The 20,551-nt window shown below is 72.2% G+C and carries 24 protein-coding genes; 10 read left to right on the forward strand and 14 right to left on the reverse strand.

Features of this window, described 5'->3' with window-relative positions:
* Positions 1-25 precede the first annotated feature (25 nt).
* The 5 genes from E9549_RS03240 to E9549_RS03260 form a co-directional block, all read right to left on the reverse strand.
* Positions 26-1,147, reverse strand: coding sequence for a zinc-binding dehydrogenase (locus E9549_RS03240; protein ID WP_236825147.1), 1,122 nt, complete (start codon positions 1,145-1,147; stop codon positions 26-28).
* 100 nt (positions 1,148-1,247) lie between these two features.
* Positions 1,248-1,781, reverse strand: coding sequence for a 3-phenylpropionate/cinnamic acid dioxygenase subunit beta (locus E9549_RS03245; protein ID WP_236825148.1), 534 nt, complete (start codon positions 1,779-1,781; stop codon positions 1,248-1,250).
* 27 nt (positions 1,782-1,808) lie between these two features.
* Positions 1,809-3,302: an aromatic ring-hydroxylating dioxygenase subunit alpha gene (locus E9549_RS03250; protein WP_236825149.1), complete on the reverse strand. Its 1,494-nt coding sequence runs from the start codon at positions 3,300-3,302 to the stop codon at positions 1,809-1,811.
* 70 nt (positions 3,303-3,372) lie between these two features.
* The gene (locus tag E9549_RS03255) at positions 3,373-4,626 is read right to left on the reverse strand and encodes an NAD(P)/FAD-dependent oxidoreductase (protein WP_236825150.1); all 1,254 of its coding nucleotides are present in this window, start codon (positions 4,624-4,626) and stop codon (positions 3,373-3,375) included.
* Positions 4,616-4,816, reverse strand: coding sequence for a ferredoxin (locus E9549_RS03260; protein WP_236825151.1), 201 nt, complete (start codon positions 4,814-4,816; stop codon positions 4,616-4,618). Before E9549_RS03260 ends, E9549_RS03255 begins: the two co-directional genes overlap by 11 nt.
* A 198-nt stretch (positions 4,817-5,014) precedes the next feature.
* Here E9549_RS03260 and E9549_RS03265 point away from each other — a divergent pair, with 198 nt between their 5' ends.
* Both E9549_RS03265 and E9549_RS03270 read left to right on the forward strand, forming a co-directional pair.
* Positions 5,015-6,172, forward strand: coding sequence for an MFS transporter (locus E9549_RS03265; protein ID WP_236825152.1), 1,158 nt, complete (start codon positions 5,015-5,017; stop codon positions 6,170-6,172).
* 92 nt (positions 6,173-6,264) lie between these two features.
* Positions 6,265-7,011: a FadR/GntR family transcriptional regulator gene (locus E9549_RS03270; RefSeq protein WP_236825153.1), complete on the forward strand. Its 747-nt coding sequence runs from the start codon at positions 6,265-6,267 to the stop codon at positions 7,009-7,011.
* 45 nt (positions 7,012-7,056) lie between these two features.
* Here the strand turns inward: E9549_RS03270 and E9549_RS03275 are convergent, their stop codons facing one another.
* Entirely contained in the window at positions 7,057-7,818 is a 762-nt protein-coding gene (locus tag E9549_RS03275; protein WP_236825154.1) for a class II aldolase/adducin family protein, read from the reverse strand.
* A gap of 2 nt (positions 7,819-7,820) precedes the next feature.
* Positions 7,821-8,708 carry an NAD(P)-dependent oxidoreductase gene (locus E9549_RS03280; RefSeq protein ID WP_236825155.1) on the reverse strand — a complete coding sequence of 296 codons (888 nt, stop codon included), beginning with the start codon at positions 8,706-8,708 and terminating at the stop codon, positions 7,821-7,823.
* Between the two features lie 306 nt (positions 8,709-9,014).
* Here E9549_RS03280 and E9549_RS03285 point away from each other — a divergent pair, with 306 nt between their 5' ends.
* From E9549_RS03285 to E9549_RS03315, 7 genes are all read left to right on the forward strand, one after another.
* Positions 9,015-10,526 (forward strand): tripartite tricarboxylate transporter permease, encoded by a 1,512-nt coding sequence (locus E9549_RS03285; protein WP_236825156.1) that lies wholly within the window; start codon positions 9,015-9,017, stop codon positions 10,524-10,526.
* The gene (locus E9549_RS03290; protein ID WP_236825157.1) at positions 10,523-11,095 is read left to right on the forward strand and encodes a tripartite tricarboxylate transporter TctB family protein; all 573 of its coding nucleotides are present in this window, start codon (positions 10,523-10,525) and stop codon (positions 11,093-11,095) included. Before E9549_RS03285 ends, E9549_RS03290 begins: the two co-directional genes overlap by 4 nt.
* Positions 11,096-11,223: 128 nt before the next feature.
* Positions 11,224-12,255: a tripartite tricarboxylate transporter substrate-binding protein gene (locus tag E9549_RS03295; protein WP_236825158.1), complete on the forward strand. Its 1,032-nt coding sequence runs from the start codon at positions 11,224-11,226 to the stop codon at positions 12,253-12,255.
* A gap of 106 nt (positions 12,256-12,361) precedes the next feature.
* The gene (locus E9549_RS03300; protein ID WP_236825159.1) at positions 12,362-13,093 is read left to right on the forward strand and encodes an isochorismatase family protein; all 732 of its coding nucleotides are present in this window, start codon (positions 12,362-12,364) and stop codon (positions 13,091-13,093) included.
* A 49-nt stretch (positions 13,094-13,142) separates the two neighbouring features.
* Entirely contained in the window at positions 13,143-13,553 is a 411-nt protein-coding gene (locus tag E9549_RS03305) for a universal stress protein (protein ID WP_236825160.1), read from the forward strand.
* Positions 13,554-13,738: 185 nt separating this feature from the next.
* Positions 13,739-15,097, forward strand: coding sequence for an MFS transporter (locus E9549_RS03310; RefSeq protein WP_236825161.1), 1,359 nt, complete (start codon positions 13,739-13,741; stop codon positions 15,095-15,097).
* Between the two features lie 46 nt (positions 15,098-15,143).
* Complete coding sequence (locus E9549_RS03315) at positions 15,144-15,389, forward strand: hypothetical protein (RefSeq protein ID WP_236825162.1); 246 nt, start codon at positions 15,144-15,146, stop codon at positions 15,387-15,389.
* A 243-nt stretch (positions 15,390-15,632) separates the two neighbouring features.
* On the opposite strand, the gene E9549_RS03320 is transcribed toward E9549_RS03315, so the two are convergent.
* The 5 genes from E9549_RS03320 to E9549_RS03335 all read right to left on the reverse strand — a co-directional run bounded on the left by E9549_RS03320 (position 15,633) and on the right by E9549_RS03335 (position 17,967).
* Complete coding sequence (locus E9549_RS03320; protein ID WP_236825163.1) at positions 15,633-16,220, reverse strand: nitrile hydratase subunit alpha; 588 nt, start codon at positions 16,218-16,220, stop codon at positions 15,633-15,635.
* Positions 16,217-16,513, reverse strand: a complete 297-nt coding sequence (locus E9549_RS23120; protein WP_255714746.1) for an SH3-like domain-containing protein — start codon at positions 16,511-16,513, stop codon at positions 16,217-16,219. Before E9549_RS23120 ends, E9549_RS03320 begins: the two co-directional genes overlap by 4 nt.
* Complete coding sequence (locus E9549_RS23125) at positions 16,506-16,811, reverse strand: SH3-like domain-containing protein (RefSeq protein ID WP_308113068.1); 306 nt, start codon at positions 16,809-16,811, stop codon at positions 16,506-16,508. The genes E9549_RS23120 and E9549_RS23125 overlap by 8 nt, the downstream gene beginning before the upstream one ends.
* 77 nt (positions 16,812-16,888) lie before the next feature.
* Positions 16,889-17,743 carry a TMEM175 family protein gene (locus E9549_RS03330; RefSeq protein ID WP_308191114.1) on the reverse strand — a complete coding sequence of 285 codons (855 nt, stop codon included), beginning with the start codon at positions 17,741-17,743 and terminating at the stop codon, positions 16,889-16,891.
* Between the two features lie 8 nt (positions 17,744-17,751).
* Positions 17,752-17,967, reverse strand: a complete 216-nt coding sequence (locus E9549_RS03335; protein ID WP_374201405.1) for an alpha/beta fold hydrolase — start codon at positions 17,965-17,967, stop codon at positions 17,752-17,754.
* 392 nt (positions 17,968-18,359) lie between these two features.
* Between E9549_RS03335 and E9549_RS03340 the strand changes: the two genes are divergently transcribed.
* Positions 18,360-18,650 (forward strand): hypothetical protein, encoded by a 291-nt coding sequence (locus E9549_RS03340; protein ID WP_236825166.1) that lies wholly within the window; start codon positions 18,360-18,362, stop codon positions 18,648-18,650.
* Positions 18,651-18,840: 190 nt separating this feature from the next.
* Here E9549_RS03340 and E9549_RS03345 read toward each other — a convergent pair whose 3' ends face one another.
* A complete protein-coding gene (locus E9549_RS03345; RefSeq protein WP_308191116.1) occupies positions 18,841-19,632 on the reverse strand; it encodes an IclR family transcriptional regulator in 792 nt (263 codons plus the stop codon).
* Complete coding sequence (locus tag E9549_RS03350) at positions 19,587-20,549, reverse strand: PDR/VanB family oxidoreductase (protein ID WP_236825167.1); 963 nt, start codon at positions 20,547-20,549, stop codon at positions 19,587-19,589. Before E9549_RS03350 ends, E9549_RS03345 begins: the two co-directional genes overlap by 46 nt.
* Positions 20,550-20,551: the final 2 nt, after the last annotated feature.

The following is a 20,551-nucleotide window of genomic DNA, read 5'->3' on the forward strand; positions in this document are numbered from 1 at the left end:
ATTTCTGGGCGTTGGGGCGCCCGGGTCACGTGTGGGGGTCGATGAGCGGCTTGAGGACGCCGCGCCTCATCGACTGCATGGCGTCGGTGACGCCGTACAGCCCGACGGGAGCGGTCACCAGCGCGTCCCAGTCGACGGAGTTCCGGGTCCGGCGGAGGAAGTCCAGGGCCTTCCAGTAGTGGCCGGCGTGGGCCGACAGGACGCCGCGGACGGTGAGCTGCTTCCTGACGAGCAGGCTCGGGTCGATCGTGAGGCCGACCGCGTTGGTCTGCCCGGCCACGCCGTACCGGCCGCCCGGCCGGAGCAGGTCGAGGCCCTCCCCGAAGGCCGATCGTGCGCCGGAGAGCTCGAGCACGACATCGGCGCCCCGCCCGTCGGGGGTCAGCCGGCGCACTGCCTGGTTGCGCTCCTGCGCGTCCGGCAGGTGCTCCACCGACACGGTCCCGGTCGCTCCGTAGGCCGTGGCGAGTTCGAGCCGGACGTCCGGGGCACCGATCACGACGATCGTGCCCGCCCCGAGGGAACGGAGCATCGCCGCCGCGTAGAGGCCCAGCGGCCCGGCGCCCTGGACGACCACGGCCTCGTGGGGCTCGATCGTGCCGACCTGCTCGAGCACGTGCACGACGGTGCGCAGCGCGCAGCTGGCGGGGGCGGCCCAGGAGTCCGGGACCTCGTCGGGCACCCGCACGCGGCCCGACCCCGGGAACACGTAGCAGTACTCCGCGAAACCACCGGTGACGTGCGGGAAGGCGGCGGCGGGCAGCCGTCCGTAGCTCTGCCGGTGCGAGCACAGCGAGGGCTGCCGCTCGACCGTGCAGTAGAAGCACCGTCCGCACGGCGCGTGCGTCCACACCACCCGGTCACCGACGTCCACCGCCTGGCCGAGCGAGTCGGTGCGCGGACCGTCGCCGAAGGCCACGATCTCCCCGACCATCTCGTGGCCCATCACCTGCGGGAGGTTCGCGGCGCTCGCGTTGAAGGCCCCGCCTTCCCAGATGTGCACGTCGGTGCCACACACCGACGCCATGGTCACGCGGACGAGCAGCGCTCCCGGCTCGAGCTCGGCGGGAACCGGGACGTCCTCGACGGCGGCCGGTTCACCGAACGCACGCAGCAACGCAGCGCGGCTCGACAGCGGGATCTGCACGGCGGTGTTCCTCTCGGGTGGGGCGAACGGCTTCGATGCCCCGACGGGCCTTCTCCCGTTGCCGGACGACGGCGGGAGAAGGCCCGTGGGGCAGGCGGCCTCAGACGAAGATGGAGAGGTTCTTCGCCAGGAGGACGGACTGGTCGAGCAGGAGCTCCCGGCGGACGACCTGCCAGGAGTCACCCACCTGGCGCAGCCGGTCCTTGCGCCGGCCGACCAGGAAGTCGGTCTCGTCGGCCACCCGGTTCCGGTACACCAGGAAGCGGCAGCTCACCTCGACCTCGGGCAGCTCGACGGCGTCGAGCCGGATGTTGGTGACCAGGTGCGACACCCGGGAAACCGGCTCCTCGGCCCAGTGGAGGCCGGTGTTCAGCTGGTCGACGCGGAGCGACATGGTCGCCTTGCCCTCGTCGAACCAGCAGATCTCCCGGCCGGCGCGCGTCTGCTCCCGCGCGTCGGTCTCCCCGTAGGCGACGTTCATCCGCAGGGGAACCGAGTACTGGTAGTCCTCCGCGAGCATGTCCAGCCACTCGGTGTACCGCCGCTCGTCGAGCAGGTCGGCCTCGCGGTACAGGAAGTCGGACACGCTGTTGAGCAGGAGCATCCGCTCGAGCTGGGCCTCAGCGATCGGCATAACGGTCCTCTCTGTGGGTCGTCGGGTTCACTTCGCCGGGGGGCCGTCGACGACGTCGACGGCGTCGAGGACCTTGACGCCGTCGGCGACGTCGGTGGTGGTCTCGGCAGCACGTTCCATGGCGCGGTCGTCGACCTCGGCCAGCTTGTTGAGCTCGGGCCACGACAGGTTGTCGACGAACTCCGCCCATCGCCGGTAGAAGGCGCGGGCGTTGACCTCACCGGCGATGGCGTGGTGGGAGTGCACCGAGCCGTCCAGGTCGCTGGGGGTCTCCTGGCCGAGGCCCTGCTGGTAGTTGTAGGGGTACCGACGGGCGATGACGCCCCGGCTGGCCTCGGTGGCGTAGTCCCAGTTCTCCATGTCGTCCTGCTCGGTCATGCCGGCCGGACCCGCGTAGCGCATGTAGTACCGGCGCAGCCAGTCGCGCACGTTCTCGGGAGCGTCCTTGTCCACCAGGTACCAGCGCCAGACCTCGGTCTCGGTCGGGCTGATCGGGTGTGCGACCAGGATCGTGCGGGGGAAGCCCGCCGCGAAGGACATGTTCGGGAAGAGCGTCGCCGGGCCGCGGCCACCCAGCAGCCGTCCCTCCGCCTCGAGCTTCTGCTTGCGCTTCTCCCAGGCGGCGACGAAGTACTCGTCCAGGTCGGCCTCGGCGAACTCCGGGTAGGGGATCTCGTAGGCGAGGTTGTCCGAGGCCCCGTGCCCGCGCCGGAACGAGGTCTTCATCCGACCCTTCGAGAAGCCTCCCTGGTCCTGCCGCTCGCCGTGGCGGCGCTTGCCCTTGCCGCCGGGGCCGATGCCGACGGCCTCGACCGAGGCGTGCGTGGAGGCGCCGTGGTAGGTGTCGCCGAGGAAATTCTCCGAGACGAACTTCCAGTTGGACCGGATCCGCCACTTGTGCACGCCGCGGAAGACCTCGGTGCCGCCCTCGGTGCCGTCGAAGGCGTCGGCCAGGTTGTCCAGCCACCAGTGGAAGTCACCGACGTACTCGTCGAACGAGGGTGCCTCCGGGTCCCAGTTGGCGAAGACCAGGCCCTTGTAGTTGTGCACCTTGGCCGCGCGGACCAGGCCCCACTTCTCCCGCTCCAGGTTGGTGCCGTACGCCGCCTTCTGCTGCGGCACGCCGTGCAGGGCGCCGGGCGTGTCGACGAGCGAGCCGTCGATCGAGTACGACCAGGCGTGGTACGGGCAGGTGAACTGCATCGTGTTGCCCTCGTCGTAGCGGCAGACGCGCATGCCGCGGTGCCGGCACGAGTTCAGCAGGACGTGCAGTTCGCCCTTGTCATCCCGGGTGAGCAGGACGGGGTCGGCGCCCATCCACGAGGAGAAGAAGTCCCCGGGCTCGGGGACCTGCGTGGCGTGGCCGACGAACAGCCAGGCCCGCGGGAACAGGTTCTCCATCTCGTTCTTGAAGATCTGCTCGTCGATGAAGATCTCGCGGCTGATCTCGCCGTTCTTGACGTCGACCAGGTTCCGCACCTGCGGAGCACCGGTACCGGTGGGCTCTTCGACTGTCGTCACTTGCTCGTCCTCCTCTGTCGGGTTGGCACGTCGGGGTCGGGTGGAACGGATGGATGCGCGCGGCTGCGGGTCAGCCGACGGGAACCGGGATGGCCGTGGTGCTGAGGGCGGCGAGCCGGCCGGTGACCTGCGCGAGGTCCTCCCCGCGCTCCCACGCCTGCCGGCAGGCCACGACGGCGCGCGGCCAGCCGAGCACGACGGCGGCCGAGAAGCCGCCGTCGCGGGAGTAGAGCGCGACGTCCTTGTCCCCGGCGGTCGTGGCGCAGCGCAGGAAGCTCACCCGGTCGTCGGGATGGATGCGCCCGACCATCTGGATCTTCAGACCGTGCTGGTCGGACCAGAAGTACGGCGCCTTCGCGTGCGGGCGCAGCTCGTCGGGGTGCAACAGGTTGTGCGCCACGAGATTCGCCTGCTCGACGGCGTTGGTCCAGTGCTCCACGAGGCGGTGCTCCCCGCTGCGGACGTCGAACCAGCGTGCGACGTCGCCGACGGCGTACACGTCCGGTGCCCCGGAGGCCCGGCAGTACTCGTCGGTCAGCACGCCGCGGTCGAGATCCAGGCCGGAGTCCGCCAGCCACGCCGTTGCCGGGACCACGCCGATGCCGACGACGACGGTCGCGGCCGGCAGCCGCCGGCCATCGGCCAGGTGCACGACCCCGGTGCCGTCGGCGAGCGGCTCCACCCGGGCGACGGCCGCCGAGCCGAGGACCGAGACCCCCGCGTCGGCGTGCAGCCGGCTGATGCGCGCGGCCACCTCGGAGCCGAGGACGCGGGCGAACGGCTCCGGGAGCGCCTCGAGGATGGTCGCCTCCAGGCCGAGCTGCCGGGCACTGGAGGCCACCTCGGCACCGATGAAGCCGCTGCCCACGACGACGACCGGGCCACCGCTCGAGAACTGCGCCCGGATGGCCTCGCTGTCCCGCAGCTCGCGGACGGTCCGGACCAGGTAGCCCTCGGGGGCCGGGATGTTCCGCGGGTGGGCCCCCGTGGCCAGCACGACGGCGTCGTAGTCCACCGGCTCGCCGTCGGACAGGATCACCTGCTTGCCGATCGGGTCCAGGCGCACCGCGGCGCGGCCGAGCATCGGCGTCAGGCCGTCACCCGACCAGCCGTCGGGGCCGAGCAGCGGGATGTCGCCGGCGGCCTGGTCGCCCACGAGCACCTGCTTGGACAGCGGGGGCTTGTCGTAGGGCGCGACATCCTCCGCGCCGACGAGCACGACCTCGCCGGTGTAGCCCGCGGCCCGGAGGGCCTGCCCGGTCCGGATCCCGCCGACCGAGGTGCCGACGATGACGACGCGGCCGGGAATGCGGTCAGGCGTCATCGTCGGCGAGCCAGACGGCCTGCACCGGGCAACTGCGCACCGCGGCGCCGGACTTCTCCAGCTCGGCCTCGTCCACGGAGGTCCGCAGCAGGACGACCAGGCCGTCGTCGTCCAGGTCGAAGTGCTCGGGGTCCAGGTCGACACAGTTGCCGTAGCCCTGGCACTTGCCCACGTCCGCCTTGATCTGCATGAGGGTCGATCTCCGTACTCGTCCGGTGCTGGGGCGACCGTCGGCCGCGATGCGCCACTGGTCAGCGGTCCGTGCGGCGCCGGGCGAGGCCGACACGCACACATTGTGCAAATGGTCTGTCCAATATACCGTATAAGTGGCGACAGTCACTGTCAACCGGCAGCGGACATCCCCGTGTCGATCGAGAGGAGCCGCCGCATGGCCGGAGCGCCGCAGGAGGGCGCAGGCGCCAGCCGCCGGGACGCGGTCGCCAGTCTGGTGGGGGCGGTGATCTTCGCCGTCGGACTGGGCATCGCCAGCGTCGCCGTGCCGCTGCTGGCACTGCGGGTCGGCTATTCGGCCGCCGAGGTCGGCATCCTCGTCGCCCTGTCCGCGGTGTCCCAGATGGGCACCCGGATCTTCATGGGCGCGATGATGCGCCGCCTGCCCGACAAGGTCTTCGTCGTCGTGGCAGCCGCCTCCCTGGCGGCGTCGTGCGGTGTGCTGGTGCTCTCGACCACGTGGCTGGTCTTCGCGATCTCCCAGTTGCTCCAGGGCCTGGCCCGCGCCTTCTTCTGGACCGGCACGCAGACCCACGCCGTCCGCATGTCCGACTCGGCGGTCGGTGCGCTGGCGCGGGTGAACCTGGCCTCCGGCATGGGTCAGATCGCCGGTCCCCTGGTGGCGGGCCTGCTCATCACCCACTCGGCGCAGCTGGCACTCGGGGTGGCCGCGGGCGTCAGCGCCCTCGGCATGTTCAGTGCCCTGCTGCTCACCCGGCTCGCCCCCTTCGCCCCGCGCAGCAAGGACCGCAGCCGGGTCCGGGTATGGCGGCGCCCGGGAGTGGACGTCGCGTGCTGGGCCGGCGCCAGCGCCGGCGCCTGGCGCGGGTTGCTCGGGTCCTACGTCCCCGTCGTCCTCGAGCACGCCCGGCAGAGCTCGACGACGATCGGCGCCCTCGTGGCCGTCGCCAACGGCGCCCAGGTGGCCGGGAGCGCGGTCGCGGGCAGGCTGCGCGGCGCCGGGGTGCGCCGATCCCTGGTGCTCGGCGTCCTCGCCAGCGGCCTCGGCATCGGCGTGGTCGGGCCGCTCGCCGACATGGCGGTGCTCAGCGCTGTCGCGCTGTGCGTCTCGGGGATCGGCGCCGGCGCCCTGCAGACGGTGGGCCCCGCCGTCGCCACGGACGCCGTCGAGCCCGAGGAACGCGGCGAGGCCATCGCCTCGGCGGGTACGTTCCGCGCCGCGGCCCTCCTGGTGGCACCGTTCGCCGTCGCGGGACTGGTGACCGTCATCCCGCTCAGCGCCGCCATCCTGACCGCCGGCCTGCTCATCACCGCTCCGGCGGTGGGCGTGGGCCGGCTCCGCCCGGCGAGCTGACCGGCGTGCCCACGAAGGAAGAACACGCGTCGCCGGTGGGTTCGGCCGGTCAGGGTGCAGTACCGTCCGCGCGGGATGAGAGGAGGCGGGCCGTGACCGAAGGCGCCTCCCCGTCCAACGCCTCCCCGTCCAGCGCCGCCCCGTCCAACGCCGGCCTGTTCCAGCCGGTCGCGGTCGGACGGATCTCGCAGGCGATCGTCGACCAGGTGCGGGCGCTGATCCGCACCGGCGAGCTCGGCATCGGTGCCCGGCTGCCGTCGGAGCGGGAGCTCTGCGAGCGCTTCGGGGTCAGCCGGGTGACCGTGCGCGAGGCCCTGCGCGTGCTCGAGGCGAACGGCCTGATCGAGATTCGCGTCGGCTCACGGGGTGGCGCCTTCGTGACCGCTCCCACCACCGGGCGGATCGGTGAGGGGATCACCGACCTGCTCAGCATGTCGGCGCTGTCGGCCGCCGAGGTCACCGAGGCGCGGGCGGTGTTCGAGCTGGGTGTCGTGCCCCTGGTCTGCGAGCGTGCCTCCGACGAGGAACTCGACGAGCTGATGGCGATGTGCGACGACGCGGCGCGGGCGCGGGACGCCGGGACCTACACGGTGACGATGTCCTTCGACTTCCATCTCCGGGTCGCGGCCGCGGCGCACAATCCCGCCCTCGTGATGCTCATGCGCTCGTTCCGCGAACCGGTGCTCATGTCCCTGCGCGAGGCGCAGCACGAAGGCCGCCAGGGCGTCGCGGAGCACCGCACGTTCGTAGAGGCCGTCCGGGCCCGGGACGCCGACCGCGCACAGCGGATCATGGCCGAGCATCTCCAGCGGACCGCTCGCCGCGTTTCCGGGCACTGAGCCGCCCGGCCGGGACCGGGCCGGGGCCCAGTCCCGGCCGGACCGTCAGCGCGGATCGGCCAGGCCGGCCAGCTCCAGCCTGCTCAGGTTGTACGCCCAGACCTGCGCGTCGTTGAACGCCGAACCGAGATCGGGCATGGCCGCGATGTCCTCCGCGGACAGCTCGGGCGGGGTCACCCCGAAGCTGTTGGCCTGCAGCGTCATCCGGGCCAGCGCGTCCAGGTTCAGCGCCCGGACGACGGCCTGCTCCACCGAGTCTCCCGTGGCCACGATGCCGTGCCCGCGCAGGATGCACGCGGGCCGGTCGCCCAGGGCACGGGCCACGTCCTGCCCCAGCTCCGGCCGGTTGATGAGCACACCGCGCGGATAGGTGGGGACGCCCTGCTCGGCCATCCGCATGGCGGGGATGTTGTACGCGCCCACGATCGGCCGGAGGGGCAGACCGGCCAGGTCGGCGGCGACGACCGCCGGCGGGTGCACGTGCACGACGGCCCGGACGTCGGGCCGCGCCCGGAGGATCTCCGTGTGGATGGGCAGCTCGTTGGGGGCCGAGAAGCTGGCCGGGAGCTCGTTCGCGCCGTCGAGGGTGACCGCGTGCACGTCGTCGGACCCGGTGAAGAGCAGCCCCCGCTCCTGCGGGCCCCGGCAACGGACGAGGAGCTCGTCGCCGGCGGTGCGCACGCTGATGTGCCCGAGGATGTCCTCGGCCAGGCCGCGGTAGGCCAGCACCCGGCACCCCAGGGCGACGAGATCGCGGAGGTCCGGGGTCGAGCCCAGGACGGGGGTCGTCCGGTCGGTGATGGTCACGGTCACGCTCCTGTTCGTGGGGGCATCGCCCGCAGTGCCTGAAGAAGTGCGGAGCTCTCCGGATAGGGACGCCCGCGGTAGGGGGTGCCGCCGACGGTCACGAAGAAGTCGACGGCTGCCGACAGCAACCGGCTGCGCACGCCCGCGTCCGTGGCCATGGCCTCGGCGAGGGCGAGGTCCTTCTCGATCGTGCTGGCCGGAGCGTGGGTGGCGATGCCCGCGGCGTCGCCACGGAAGAACTTGGCGGCGGTGGAGAACCCGGAATCCGATCCGCTGGACTCCTCGATGGCCGTGGCGACCGTCTCGGCATCCAGCCCCAGGGCCTCGCCCACGAGCAGCGCCTCCGCCGAGGCGAGGTACCAGCTGTACTTCACGTGCTGGTTGAGCAGCTTGACCGCGTAGCCCGCCCCGCGCCGGCCGCAGTGGGCGACGACCCGCGACACGGCGGCGAGTACCTCCTCGTCCGCGCCGAGCACGCCCGGCTGCCCGCCGACCAGGACGGTCATGTTCGGGGCCTTCCGGCTGACCGGGCAGTCGACGAAGCGGCGGCCGGCGGCGTCGAACGCCGCGCCGAGCACCTCGGCGAGGTCTGGGCCGCAGGTGGACATGTCCAGCATGGCCGCACCGGGTCGCAGCCCCGCCAGGACGCCGGTGTCGGCGGTCAGCGCCACCTCGCGGACCTGCTCCGGTCCGGGCAGGAACGTGAGGACGACGTCACTGGCGGCGGCCAGCTCGCGCGGGCTCGTCGCCGCCTCCGCCCCGCGGGCGACCATGGCGGCCACCGGCTCGGGCCGGATGTCGTAACAGCGCACGGGCCAGCCGGCGTCGAGCAGGGACTCGGTCAGGGCGATCCCCATGCCCCCGAGACCGATGACTCCTACCTGTCTCACGACGCCCCTTTCGGTCCAGTGCACAGAAATGTTTTCTGCCGCGACGAACTGTACGTGGCAGGAGTCACGATGGACAAGCCGCCGCTTGTCCCTGCTGGTCACGCTCAGGACGGGACCTGGCCCCACAGGACAACGGGTTGACAAAGAACTCGTTTCTGCTCAACCATCCCTGGCGAACGTGATGCACAGCACGTCAGGCCGCGGCGCCGCGACCCGGACACCACCCCCGTCCGGGTCGCGGTCACCGCACTCCACCCCCGACTGGCCGGCTCGGCCATGCGGGCCACTACGTCCTCTGGAGCTCTTGTGGGCGAGGCACTCCTCGACAGCTTGTCGCAGGTTCTGCAGCTGCAGACCCTGGGCCTGATGCTGCTCGGCGTCGCGATCGGCTTCGTCGTCGGCATCCTGCCCGGCCTCGGCGGCCCCGTGACGCTGGCGCTGATGCTGCCCTTCACGTTCGGCATGGAGCCGGTCCAGGCCTTCGCGTTCCTGCTCGGGATGCTGGTGGTGACCTCGACGACCGGCGACATCACCTCCGTGCTCTTCGGCATCCCGGGCGAGGCGACCTCGGCGGCGGCCACGCTCGACGGGTACCCCCTCACGCGGCGCGGGCAGGGCGGCCGTGCCCTCGGCGCGGTGCTCTTCAGCTCCGCCCTGGGATCGGTGTTCGGCGCGCTCGTCCTCGCCGCGATGGTGCCCGTCATCCGGCCGGTCGTCCTGGCGCTGAGCGCCCCCGAGTTCTTCATGCTCACCCTCGTCGGGCTGACGTTCGTGGTGGCGCTCTCGGGCAAGAAGGTGGTCAAGGGCCTGATCATGGCCTGCCTGGGCCTGCTGGTGGCCCTCATCGGGATCGACTCCCAGGAGGGCATCGCCCGCTACACGATGGACCAGATCTACCTGTGGGACGGCATCCCGCTGGTCCCGCTGGTCGTCGGCCTGTTCGGCGGCGCCGAGGTCCTGCAGCTGATGCTCAGCCGCAGCAGCATCGCGGGCGGCGCGGGCGCCGTGCCGAAGAAGATCACGGGCATCGGCGAGGGCATCCGGGACACGCTGCGCCATTGGCCGGTCGTCCTGCGGGCCAGCGGCATCGGTTCCACGATCGGCATGATCCCCGGCCTCGGCGGTTCGGTGGCCCAGTTCATCGCCTACGGCCAGGCCCGCCAGTCGTCCAAGAACCCCGAGCTGTTCGGCAAGGGGGCGATCGACGGCGTCATCGCCTCCGGCGCGGTCAACAACGCCAAGGACGGCGGCTCGCTCGTCCCCACCATCGCCTTCGGCATCCCGGGCGGAGCGGCCACGGCCGTGCTGCTGAGCGCATTCCTCATCGCCGGCCTCGACCCGGGTCCGGAGATGCTCACCACCGAGCTCGACGTCACCTACTCCATGGTGTGGATCGTCGTCCTGGCCAACTTCGTCGCCGTCGCGGCCGCCTTCGCGTTCCTCCGCCCGCTGACCCGGCTGACCTTCATCTCCGGCCCGCTGCTGGTGCCCTTCCTCCTGCTCCTGCTGGGGCTGGGCGCCTACAGCTCCAGCAACTCCTTCGGCGACGTCCTCGTGATGCTGGTGGCCGCCGCGATCGGCGTGGCCTGCATCCGCTGGGACTGGCCGCGTGTGCCGTTCCTGCTGGCCGTGGTCCTCGGCGGCATCGCCGAGCGCTACCTGTTCGTCTCGTACTCGCTGTTCGGGTGGGACTGGCTCCTGCGCCCGACGGTCATCGGCCTGGCCGTGGTTCTCCTGCTCGTTTTCCTGGTTCCCACCCTGCGGCGGCGCCGGGTCCAAGCCCAGCCCGCTCCCGTCGCCGAGGAGGTCCGTTCGTGACCACGCCCGAGCCCCGGACCGGAACCACCGTGCCGGCCGGTACTGCCCCCCCGGCGCCCGCGCCCGAGCCTCGGGCCCGACGGCAGCTGCCCACGGCCGACATCGTCCTCAGCCTCGTCCTGGCCGCGCTCTTCGCCAACGCCTTCTGGACCGCGATGGAGTGGTCGGTCAAGGCCGGGCTGTTCCCCCGCATGGTCACCGGGCTCGGCGTGCTCCTGACCCTCCTGCACGTGGCCGTCCTCCTCCTGAAGGCCCGCACCCCCGTGCCGGTGGTCGAGAAACGGGTGGACGCCGACGACGAGGCCGAGGGCGACGTGGAGTACGTCTTCGCCCACGCCGGTGGCCGCGCCTGGGCGCGCTCGCTGGCGTGGATCGCCGCCTTCTTCGTCGGGCTGTACGTCGTCGGGCTCTTCGTCATCGCACCGCTGTTCGCCCTGACGTACCTGCGGTTCTCGGTGCGCACGTCCTGGGTGTTCAGCGTCGCCTACGCGGCCGCGACCTTCGCCGTGCTCTACCTCGCGTTCGAGGTGGCGCTGCAACTGCCCGTGCCGCCGGGACTCTTCCTCTGACCCCCGTCCGCAGGCCCGCGGGCCTGCGGACGGCTGCACAGCCGCACGTCGCCGGTCGACCGACATCCTCGTCGGTCCATCGGCCAACACCCGCACCCGACACCGCCATCCGAGTCAAGGAGAACTTCATGAGCCACAGGTCGATGACCGCCCTGCGCCGCACCGGCGGTGCCGCCGTGCTCGTCGCCGCCCTCGCCGCCTGCGGGCAGAACGCGGACGCGGGCGCCGAGGCCGGAAAGTACTACGAGGGCGAGAACCTCGACTTCGTGGTCCCCTATGACGCCGGCGGCGGCTACGACGTCTACGCCCGCGCCCTCGCGCCCTACCTGGGCGAGTGCCTCGGGGCCGAGGTCGTCGTCCGCAACGAGCCGGGCGCCGGGAGCCTGCTGGCCACCAACTCGACGGCCAACGCCGGGCCGGACGAGCGCCGGATCCAGATCACCAACTCGGTCGGCACGGCCAGCGCGCAGATCGCGGGCGCCGACGGCGTCATGTTCGACATGTCGGAGTTCTCCATCATCGGTCGCGTGGCGACCGCGCCCGACACGGTGGCCGTGGCCAGCGACGGGCGGTTGTCCTCCTTCCAGGACATGATCGACTCCGAGGAGACGGTGCGCTTCGCCGCGACCGGCCCCGGCAGCAACGAATACATCGCGGCCAGCGTCCTGTCGGCCATCTACGGCTTCCCGATCGAGGTCGTCACCGGGTTCGGCGGTTCGGGCGAGGCCCGGCTGGCGGTCATCGCCGGCAACGCCGATGCTCACGCCAGCACCTGGGACAGCGTGCTCGGCCCGGTGGAGAGCGGCGAGGTCGAGGCAATCGTCGTGGCCAGCGACGAGCCGGTCGAGCTGCTCCCCGACATGCCGGTCGTCACCGACTTCGTCCCCGAGACCGACGAGGGCAAGGAACTGCTCGACGACCTCGTGGACCTCGAGACCCTGGGCCGCGGTCTGGTGGCGCCCCCAGGGCTGCCGGAGGAGCGGCTCGCCGAGCTCCGTGAGGGCTTCGAGTGCGCCACGAGCAACGAGGAGCTGATCGCCGAGCTCGACCAGCAGCAGCGGCCGATCGACGTCCTCACCGGCGACGAGTACGCGGAGCTGCTCGAGTCCGTGCTCGACACCTCGCCGGAGTTCGCCGCGGTGCTGGAGGAGTCCTTCTGAGTTGAGACACGGCGGGCGCCGGTGACCTCGTCGCCGGCGCCCGCTGCATCTCTGTCCCGCTTCCCGGGCCGCCGCCACGTGCCCCCCGCCACCGGAGGTTCTGACCATGACTTCGACGACGGATGCTCTCGACTCCTTCGAGGACCACTGCTGGCGGGACGTGGTCCCGGCCGAGACCCTCGAGGTCTACCGCGCCTACCGGCGCGAGACCCGGATCGTCGGCCGTCCCGCGGTGCTGGCCGTCGACCTGTTCAGCGGCGTGTTCCCCGACGGGCCGATGTCGCTGGCCGAGGCGGTGGCCCGGAACCCGCGCAGCTGCGGGCCCGCCGCGTGGGCCGCCCGCGCGCCGATCGCTGCCCTGCTCGACTCCGCCCGCAGCCGCGACATCCCGGTCCTGTTCAGCTCGCAGGACCCGGAGACCTCCCGCGCGACGCACCGGCCCCCGTCGGAGCGCGACGCCGCGGACCTTGCGCTCGACCCCGCCTTCGGTCCCCTTCCCGGCGAGGCGGTCGTCCCCAAGCGGCGGGCCAGTGTCTTCTTCGAGACCGACCTCGCCGACCGCCTCGCCCGGGTCGACGTCAACACACTCGTCTTGTGCGGTGAGACGACCAGTGGGTGCGTCCGGGCCACCGCCGTCGACGCCTACTCCCACGGCCTGCACGTCGTCGTGGTCGAGGAGGCGGTCTTCGACCGCAGCCCGCTGAGCCACAAGGTCAGCCTGTTCGACCTGCACCACAAGTACGCCGACGTCATGACCCTCGCGCAGTTCGAGGCCGCCGCCGACGCGATCCTGCCGATCCCCTCGGCGGGCGAGGTCCACGGGACCACCCAGCACTGACGCCGTCGCCGACGGCGGAAGCCCACCACCCCCCGGGAGCGTGTACTCCGTGTTCACCAACGTCCTCGTCGCACTCAAGGAGAACCAGCCGCACCAGCCGCTGCTGGAGCTGGCGTTCCAGGCCGCTCCCGGCCCGGCGCGCCTGCACCTGGTCACCCTGGTCCGGGTCGGGACCGAGGGCGACGAGGTCCAGCGACTCCGGCGCACGGAGCGGAGCCTGGCCCAGCAGGCCGAAGCCCTGACGGCCAAGGGCTACGACGCCTCCTGGGAGGCCGGCGTCGTTGCCGTCAGCGCGGCCGTGGACCTGGTCCGGATCGCCGAGACGCGCGCGGCCGACCTGATGGTCATCGGCCTGGCGAGGCGCAGCCGGGTCGGCAAGGCCCTGATGGGCAGCGACGCCCAGCGGATCCTGCTCAGCGTCGACTGCCCCGTGCTGGTCAGGCAGCTGCACGGCATGTAGCCGGCCGACGCCGGGCCGTACAGTCCCGACCGGAGCCAGGGCGGCGCCCCGCCATCGACACCACACTGCCCGCACATAGGGCACCGAACGGGTCCGGGAGGATCGTGCTCTCGCGCTCGGGCACCTCGACCGACCGGCGCCGTGCGCCCCGCGGTTCGACGGCCCCGGCGTCCCGGTTCGGGCGATTGCGGGCCGTCGACCTCGGACCTCGCCTCGTCGTCCCCCTCTGCGCCGGGGCGATGCTCAACCCGGTCAACTCCACGGTGATCGCCACCGCGTTGTCACCGATCGGCGGTGAGCTGGACATCGGCGCCGCCGCGACGGCGTGGCTGGTGGCGGTGATGTATCTGGCCAGCGCGATCGGCCAGCCCGTCGCCGGTCGGCTGGCCGACCAGTTCGGCCCGCGCCGGGTGTTCCTGGCCGGCGGCATCCTGGTCGCGGCCGCCGGCACCCTGGGTGCGCTCGCACCGACCTTCGGATGGCTGGTGGCCTCGCGGGCAGTGGTCGGGCTGGGCACGGGTGCGGCGTATCCGGCGGCGATTGCGATGCTCCGGGAGCAAGCCGACCGACTGGGCGTGCCCACTCCGCCCCGCACGCTGGGCCTGCTCAGCACGGTGAGCCTGGTGACGCTCACCATCGGTCCGCCCCTGGGCGGTGTCCTCGTGGACACGATCGGGTGGCGGGCCGTCTTCGCGGTCAACGTGCCCCTCGGCCTGGCCGTCACCGCCCTGGGCTTCCTCCTGCTCCCGCGGTCGCGCCCGCGGGCCCGGACGGTCGCGGCATGGCGGCTGCTGGACCTGCCGGGAACCGCCCTCTTCGGCGGCACCGTCGCGCTCTTCCTGCTGACCACCATGGAACTGCCCCACCCGCCGGTGCAGGTCCTGCTCGGGCTCGCGGCCGGTCTGGTGCTCCTCGTCCTCGTCGAGCTCCGCGCGCGGACACCGTTCATCGACCTGCGCATGCTGGCCTCGAACCCCGCTCTGGTCGTCGCCTACCTGCGGGTCTTCCTCACCTTCCTCGTCGTTTACGGCGTCCTCTTCGGGCTCACCCCCTGGCTGCAGGACAGCCGAGGGCTGTCCGCCAGCACGGCCGGACTGGTGCTCCTAAGCATGTCCGCGGTCGGGGCGGTCGCGTCGTTCGTCGGCGTCCGCGGTCGCCGCCTGGTCTGGCCGTTGCTCGTGGGAGCCCTCGGACTCCTCGCCGGGAGCGTCGGGATGCTCTCCCTGGACGCCGACTCCCCCACCGCTCTGCTCGTCCTGGTGTCTGCGGTGTTCGGCCTGCCGAACGGACTCGGGCTCGTCGGGAACCAGGTCCTCGTCTACCGGGCGGCGCCCGCCGATCAGGTCGGCGCCGCTGCGGGCCTGTTCCGCACTGCGCAGTACACCGGCGCGATGACCGCCACCGGAATGGTGGCACTCGCCTACGCCGGCGGGGCCGACGACGGCGGGATCCAGGTGCTCGGCTGGGTGTCGGTCGGTGCCGCGGCCCTCCTGGTCGGGCTCACGGTCGCCGACCGTGGCCTCTACCGGGACGCCCGCGACTGAGACCCGGTGTCGTGCCGATCGGCCTGGGATCGGCGGGCTCGCGGTCGTGAGCGGCAATGCCGACGCGCACGTCACCACCTGGGACAGCGGCCTGGCTGCCGCGCAGGCGGGCGAGATGCCGATCGTGGTAGCCAGCGACGAGTCCGTCGAGTTGCTCCCCGACGTCCCGCAGGCCACCGCGTTCACGCCGGACGCCTGTGAGAGCCAGAAGCTGCTGGAGAGCCTGGTCGAGCTGCAAGAGCCCGGGGGCGCGGACTCTTTCCGCCCCCCGGGCTCCCCGAGGAGCGACTGACCGGGCTGCGTGAGGCCTTCGAGTCCGCGGCTGGCAATGAGGAGCTCATCAGCGATGATGGAAGCCCAGCAGCGGGTCATCGACGTCGTCACCGGCGACGAGCACGCGACGCAGGTGCGCAACGTGCTCGACGCCTCCCCCGAGTCACGCCGTGCTCGAGGACTCCTTCTGGGAGCAGCACGCACCACGGGCGCCGGGACGCTGCGGGGTCCCGGGGCTCCGCGCCCCCGTCCTGGGGGCGGGTCAGACGAGGGCGGTGCCGATCAGACCGTTGCGCGTGACGAGCGCGGCCAGCTCTGTCTCGGTGAGCGCGTCGGTACCCTCGGGACGGCGGGGTAAGACCATGTATCGGGATTCGGCGCTGGCGTCCCAGACGGTGATCCGGGTGTCGGCGGGGAGTTCGAGGTCGAAATCCCCCAGGACGCCACGCGGGTCGCGGACCACCCGGGCACGGTAGGCATCGCTCTTGTACCAGGTCGGCGAGGGCCCCAGCAGCGTGGTCGGGTAGCAGGAGCAGAGTGTGCAGACCACGACATGGTGCTCCCCGGGACCGTTCGCGATGACCTTCAGGCGCAGTTCCTCGCCTCCGCCCATCGACAGCTCCAACTCACGGATGGCCGTGTTGGCATCGGCGAGCAGCCGGTCCCGGAAGGCCGGGTCCGTCCAGGCCCGCGCGACGATCCGCGCGCCGTTGAGCGGGGAGCCACCGGCGAGCAGGGCGTCGATGCGGTGGTCGATCTCGCCGGGAGCGATCACGCCGCGCTGTTCCAGCAGGTTCTCGATGTGTCGGACCTGCCCGGCGATCGGGGCGCTGGGGTGGTGCCCGCTCATGGCGCTGCGTTCCCGTCGTGGTTCGTGAGTGGCTCGAGGTAGTCCTGCCACAGCTCGACGGTGACGGTGTGGTCCCCGGAGCCGAACAGGTCACTGGCGCGGAACCTCACGTGGTAGACCGGCTGAGGCTCCCCGGGCAGTCCGCGCGCCCGGTCCTCGGCCCGGGGATGGTTGCCGGCCCGTTCCACGATCTCCCCCACCGCGCCGCGCGCGTAGCGGGGGAGGCGAGTGTGCCCGGGCGGATCGAACGTCGTGGTGCGGACCCGATCCCCCGGGTTGAAGGCCTCACGCATCGGCAGCGCCGTGCCCGTTGCCGGCCACCTCCGCAGCCGTGAGGACGCCCTTCTCCACCAGCAACGTGGTGATGGCGCAGTACCACCGCTCGTAGTACGAGGCGGTCAGGTACACCGCTGGCGCCATCCGCTCGAGGGCGTCCCGGAACTCGTCGCGGTTGTAGACGCCCTGGCGGATCAGCAACGCGTTCATCGCGTGCAGATGAGCTTCCCAATCGGCGTGGAAGGGCGGTTCGTCCGGCTCCTCCACAACCGCGAGGAATCCCTCCATGCCGCCTACGTCGTTGATCCGGCTCACCCCCACTTTCTACCGGCCGGCCCCACACCCCGACCAGGGTTCGGGGGCAAGTCGGGCGGTATCTCGTTGACCTGGGCCTATGAGGGCGGGCACGGGTCTCGTGGTGGTCTTGAGGTGTCGAATCTGTCGATCACCAGCGAGAAGGGCCCCCGGCAGTCGGTCGTCTGCGAGCACGTCCGCGTCCGTTCCGGGAGCTGATCGGCGACTGGTCCATCCCGGCTGGTCACGGCGTAGAAGACCGGGAGGGCGGCGACGACCCCTAGGCCGAGGAGTGGCTGCCAGGCGGCGCTGCCGGCGGCTACCGCGTAGGCGGCGATGCCGACGAGGGAGCGCCGGCGTTCGGCGGCGGAGAACTCGGGCGGCGTCCCGGCGACCAGCAGTCGAGGTCGGTGGCACAGGTGATGGAAGAGCGCCAGCCAACTCGTCCCCATGGCAGCCGCCAACGCGCAGTACAGGAGGAGTGCGGCAACCTGGTCGGCGCGGGTCCCGTGCTGGAACGCGGTGCTGTGGACCGCTGTGGGGAGCGGCAGGAACGACGTGGTCAGCAGAAGCAGGAGGTTGCGCCACAGCAGGCCGGCGTCGACGGCCCGGATCCGCGTGAACAGCTCGTGGTGGTTGACCCAGATGACCGCGATGTACCCGAACGAGGCCAGGTAGCCCAGGTAGCCGGGCCACTGCTCGAGCAGCTCGTGAGGCATCGCACCGGGTTCCGACGGCGGGTCCAGCTCCAGCACGAGCAGTGTGATGACGATGGCGAGGACCCGTCGTTGAAGGCCTGCACGCGTCCGGTCTCGGCCGTTGTTCCGCCGCGCACCGGAGCCACCGTCGCAGTGGCTCGGAGCCTCATCGGGAGTCCGCCCCCTTCCGTCCAGGCGAGCGACGTGGCGCCTTTGCGGGCAGGCGGTGCAGGCGGCCCGCACCCCCGCCCGCACCGCGCGTGTCAGGCCGGGATCGCCGTGACCGCCTCCACCGCCGCCAGGATCGTGGCGGCGACCTCGTCGGGCTGAGAGACCGAGAGCGCGTGCGAGCCCTCGGGGATCGCCCGGACCTCGCGGGCGCCGGCCCGTTCAGCCATGGACCGCTGGAGGGCGGCGGGGATGTTCAGGTCTGCGTCCCCGGACACGAACCACGACGGTCGCTCGCGCCACGCCGGCACCGCAGCGGGCAGCCCTTCTCCGGGGGCTCACGCGCCGCCTCATCCGCGACGGATGATCCGGGGCACTCCCGGCGCGCCGTTGCAGGTGGTCAATCGGTCCCTGGCGTAGCCGACGCCCCGCACCCCGGCGTCGAGCTGCCCGACGGTGCCTAGCGGGGACTGGGGCTCCGCCCGGCGCCGGGCCGGCAGGCTTGTGTGCAACGTCCGACATCATGAGGTCCACCCTCCGGCCGGCTCGACCGTCTGCTGCTGCGCCTGCCGGGGCGCGGGCACGTCCGCTGCCGCAGCGACCGCCGCCAGTGCCGTGGCGATCAGGTCGGCGACCGGTCCGGGCCGGGAGATCATGAGCACGTGCGAGCCGTCCAACTCGACGATCTCCGCACCCGGACGCCTTGTTGCTGATCAGCACACACGGCTGGCCCGGCTCGGTGATCGAACTGCTCGAGATCGTCGGCCCGCTCGCCGACCCGACCGCGCACGACGGCTCTCCCGAGGACGCGTTCGACCTGGTGCGGCCGCCCTCCCCGGCTACGGCTTCTCCGACGCACCCGCTCGAGCTCCTCCAGTCCGGCCAGGTCCGGCCCGGTGACCACCTCGCCGGCCGGGATGCCGAGCCCCTCGGCCACCGCCCGCCCCGCCGGTGTTCAGCCGACGGGGATCACTGCACAAGAGAGGCACGCTGAAGGCACGGTGTAGGGCAGAGAAGCTGCTGACCAGGCAGTTTGGATGCCAGTAGCCCTAGCCTTCCAAGCTGGCCATGCCGGTTCGATCCCGGTCACCCGCTCCAGGTACTTGCCATCTCGTATGCCGGTCCGCGCCGCTCAGCGGGGCAACCCTGGTCCCTCCGCACATCTCGACGACCGGCCGCCCGCGTCAGCCACGGGCCCGGTCGAGGGTGCGGGAGATGCCCAGGGCGGCGGCCCGCACGCCCGGCGTCACGGCCCGGACGTCGGCCGCCGACGTCCCCCGGACGACGATCGACAACGCCGCGACGGCCTCCCCCCGTGCGGTCACCGGGGCCGCGACCGACACGGCGTCCATGGTCACCTGCCGGTCGCTGACGGCGAAGCCCGTACGACGGACGTCGGCCAGCACGGCGCGCAGTCGACGGGGATCGGTGATCGTGAGGGGCGTGTAGCGCTGCAGCGGGACGGCGAGGACCCGCTCCTGGACATCCACCGGCGCGTGCGCGAGCAGGACCAGCCCCACACCGGTGGGCGGCATCGCGAAGCGGCCACCCACCTGGGTCAGGACGTCGACGGCCTCGCGCGAGGCCAGCCGCTCGACGAAGACCAGCTCGTCGCCGTCCCGCACGGCCAGCTGGACGTTCTCGTGGGTCACCTCGTAGAGGTCCTCCATGAAAGGCAGAGCGACCTCGCGGAGTCCCAGCGCCCGGGGGGCCAGCGCACCGAGTTCCCAGACGTGCAGCCCGATCCGGTAGCGCCCGTCGTCGGACCGTTCCAGGCCGCCCCAGCTCACGAGCTCGGCCACGAGCCGGTGGGCCGTGGACAGGGGCATCCCCGCCGCGCGGGCGATCTCCGACAGCGCGAGAGCCGGCCGCGAGCGGGTGAACGCGTCGAGGACCGCCAGCAGCTTGCCGCCGGCCGTCCGATGTGCGCTCAGAGGTCGAGCACCAGCTTCGGGCAGGCCGCCCGCGAGACGCAGATGAACATCGTGTCGTTCGCAGCCTGCTCCGCTGGGGTCAGCAGGGAGTCGCGGTGGTCGACCTCCCCCGCCAGAACCGCCGTCTCGCATGTCCCGCACGTCCCCTCCTGGCACGAGGAGAGCACCGGGATCCCGGCCTCCTCGACCACGTCGAGGACAGACTTGCCCGGCGGCACGGTCAGCGACAAGCCGCTGGCCGAGAGCTCCACCTCGAAGGACGACGTGAGCACCGGCTCGCCGACGTCCTTGGGCGCGAACCGTTCGAGGTGCAGCGTCCCCTCCGGCCAGGAGCGGCAGTGCCGCTCGACGGCCGCGAGGAGAGGCTCCGGGCCGCAGCAGTACACCAGCGCGCCGGATGGCGGCTCGCCGAGTACCCGGTCGAGGTCGATGAGGCCGACCTCGTCCTGGGGGTGGAGGGTGATCCGGTTGCCGGTCGACTCCTCGAGCGCCTCGAGGAAGGCCATGGACCGGCGACTGCGGCCGCCGTAGTGCAGCTCCCAGTCGGCGCCGGCCGACTCCGCAGCGGTGATCATGGGCAGGATCGGCGTGATGCCGATGCCGCCGGCGATGAAGACGTAGCGCGGCGCCGGCACCAGCGGGAAGTGGTTGCGGGGACCCCGGACGTCGATGTCCGCCCCCGCCTGCAGTGACTCGTGGACGTGCGCAGAGCCCCCTCGGCTGTCCGGCTCCCGCAGGACGCCGATCCGCCAGACCGACCGGTCGGCCGGGTTGCCGCACAGCGAGTACTGACGCGTCAGGCCGCCGGGCAGGCGGAGGTCGATGTGGGCCCCCGGCGCCCACCCCGGCAGTTCGGCTCCCGAGGGGTCGACGAGGTCGAGGACGACGACCCCTTCCGCGCCCGCGCGGCGTTCGGCGACGCGCAGCCGCAGGTCGGTCTCAGCGTGGGTGGTGTGCACGG

It is taken from the genome of Blastococcus sp. MG754426, from assembly GCF_021699055.1.
GTDB lineage: Bacteria > Actinomycetota > Actinomycetes > Mycobacteriales > Geodermatophilaceae > Blastococcus.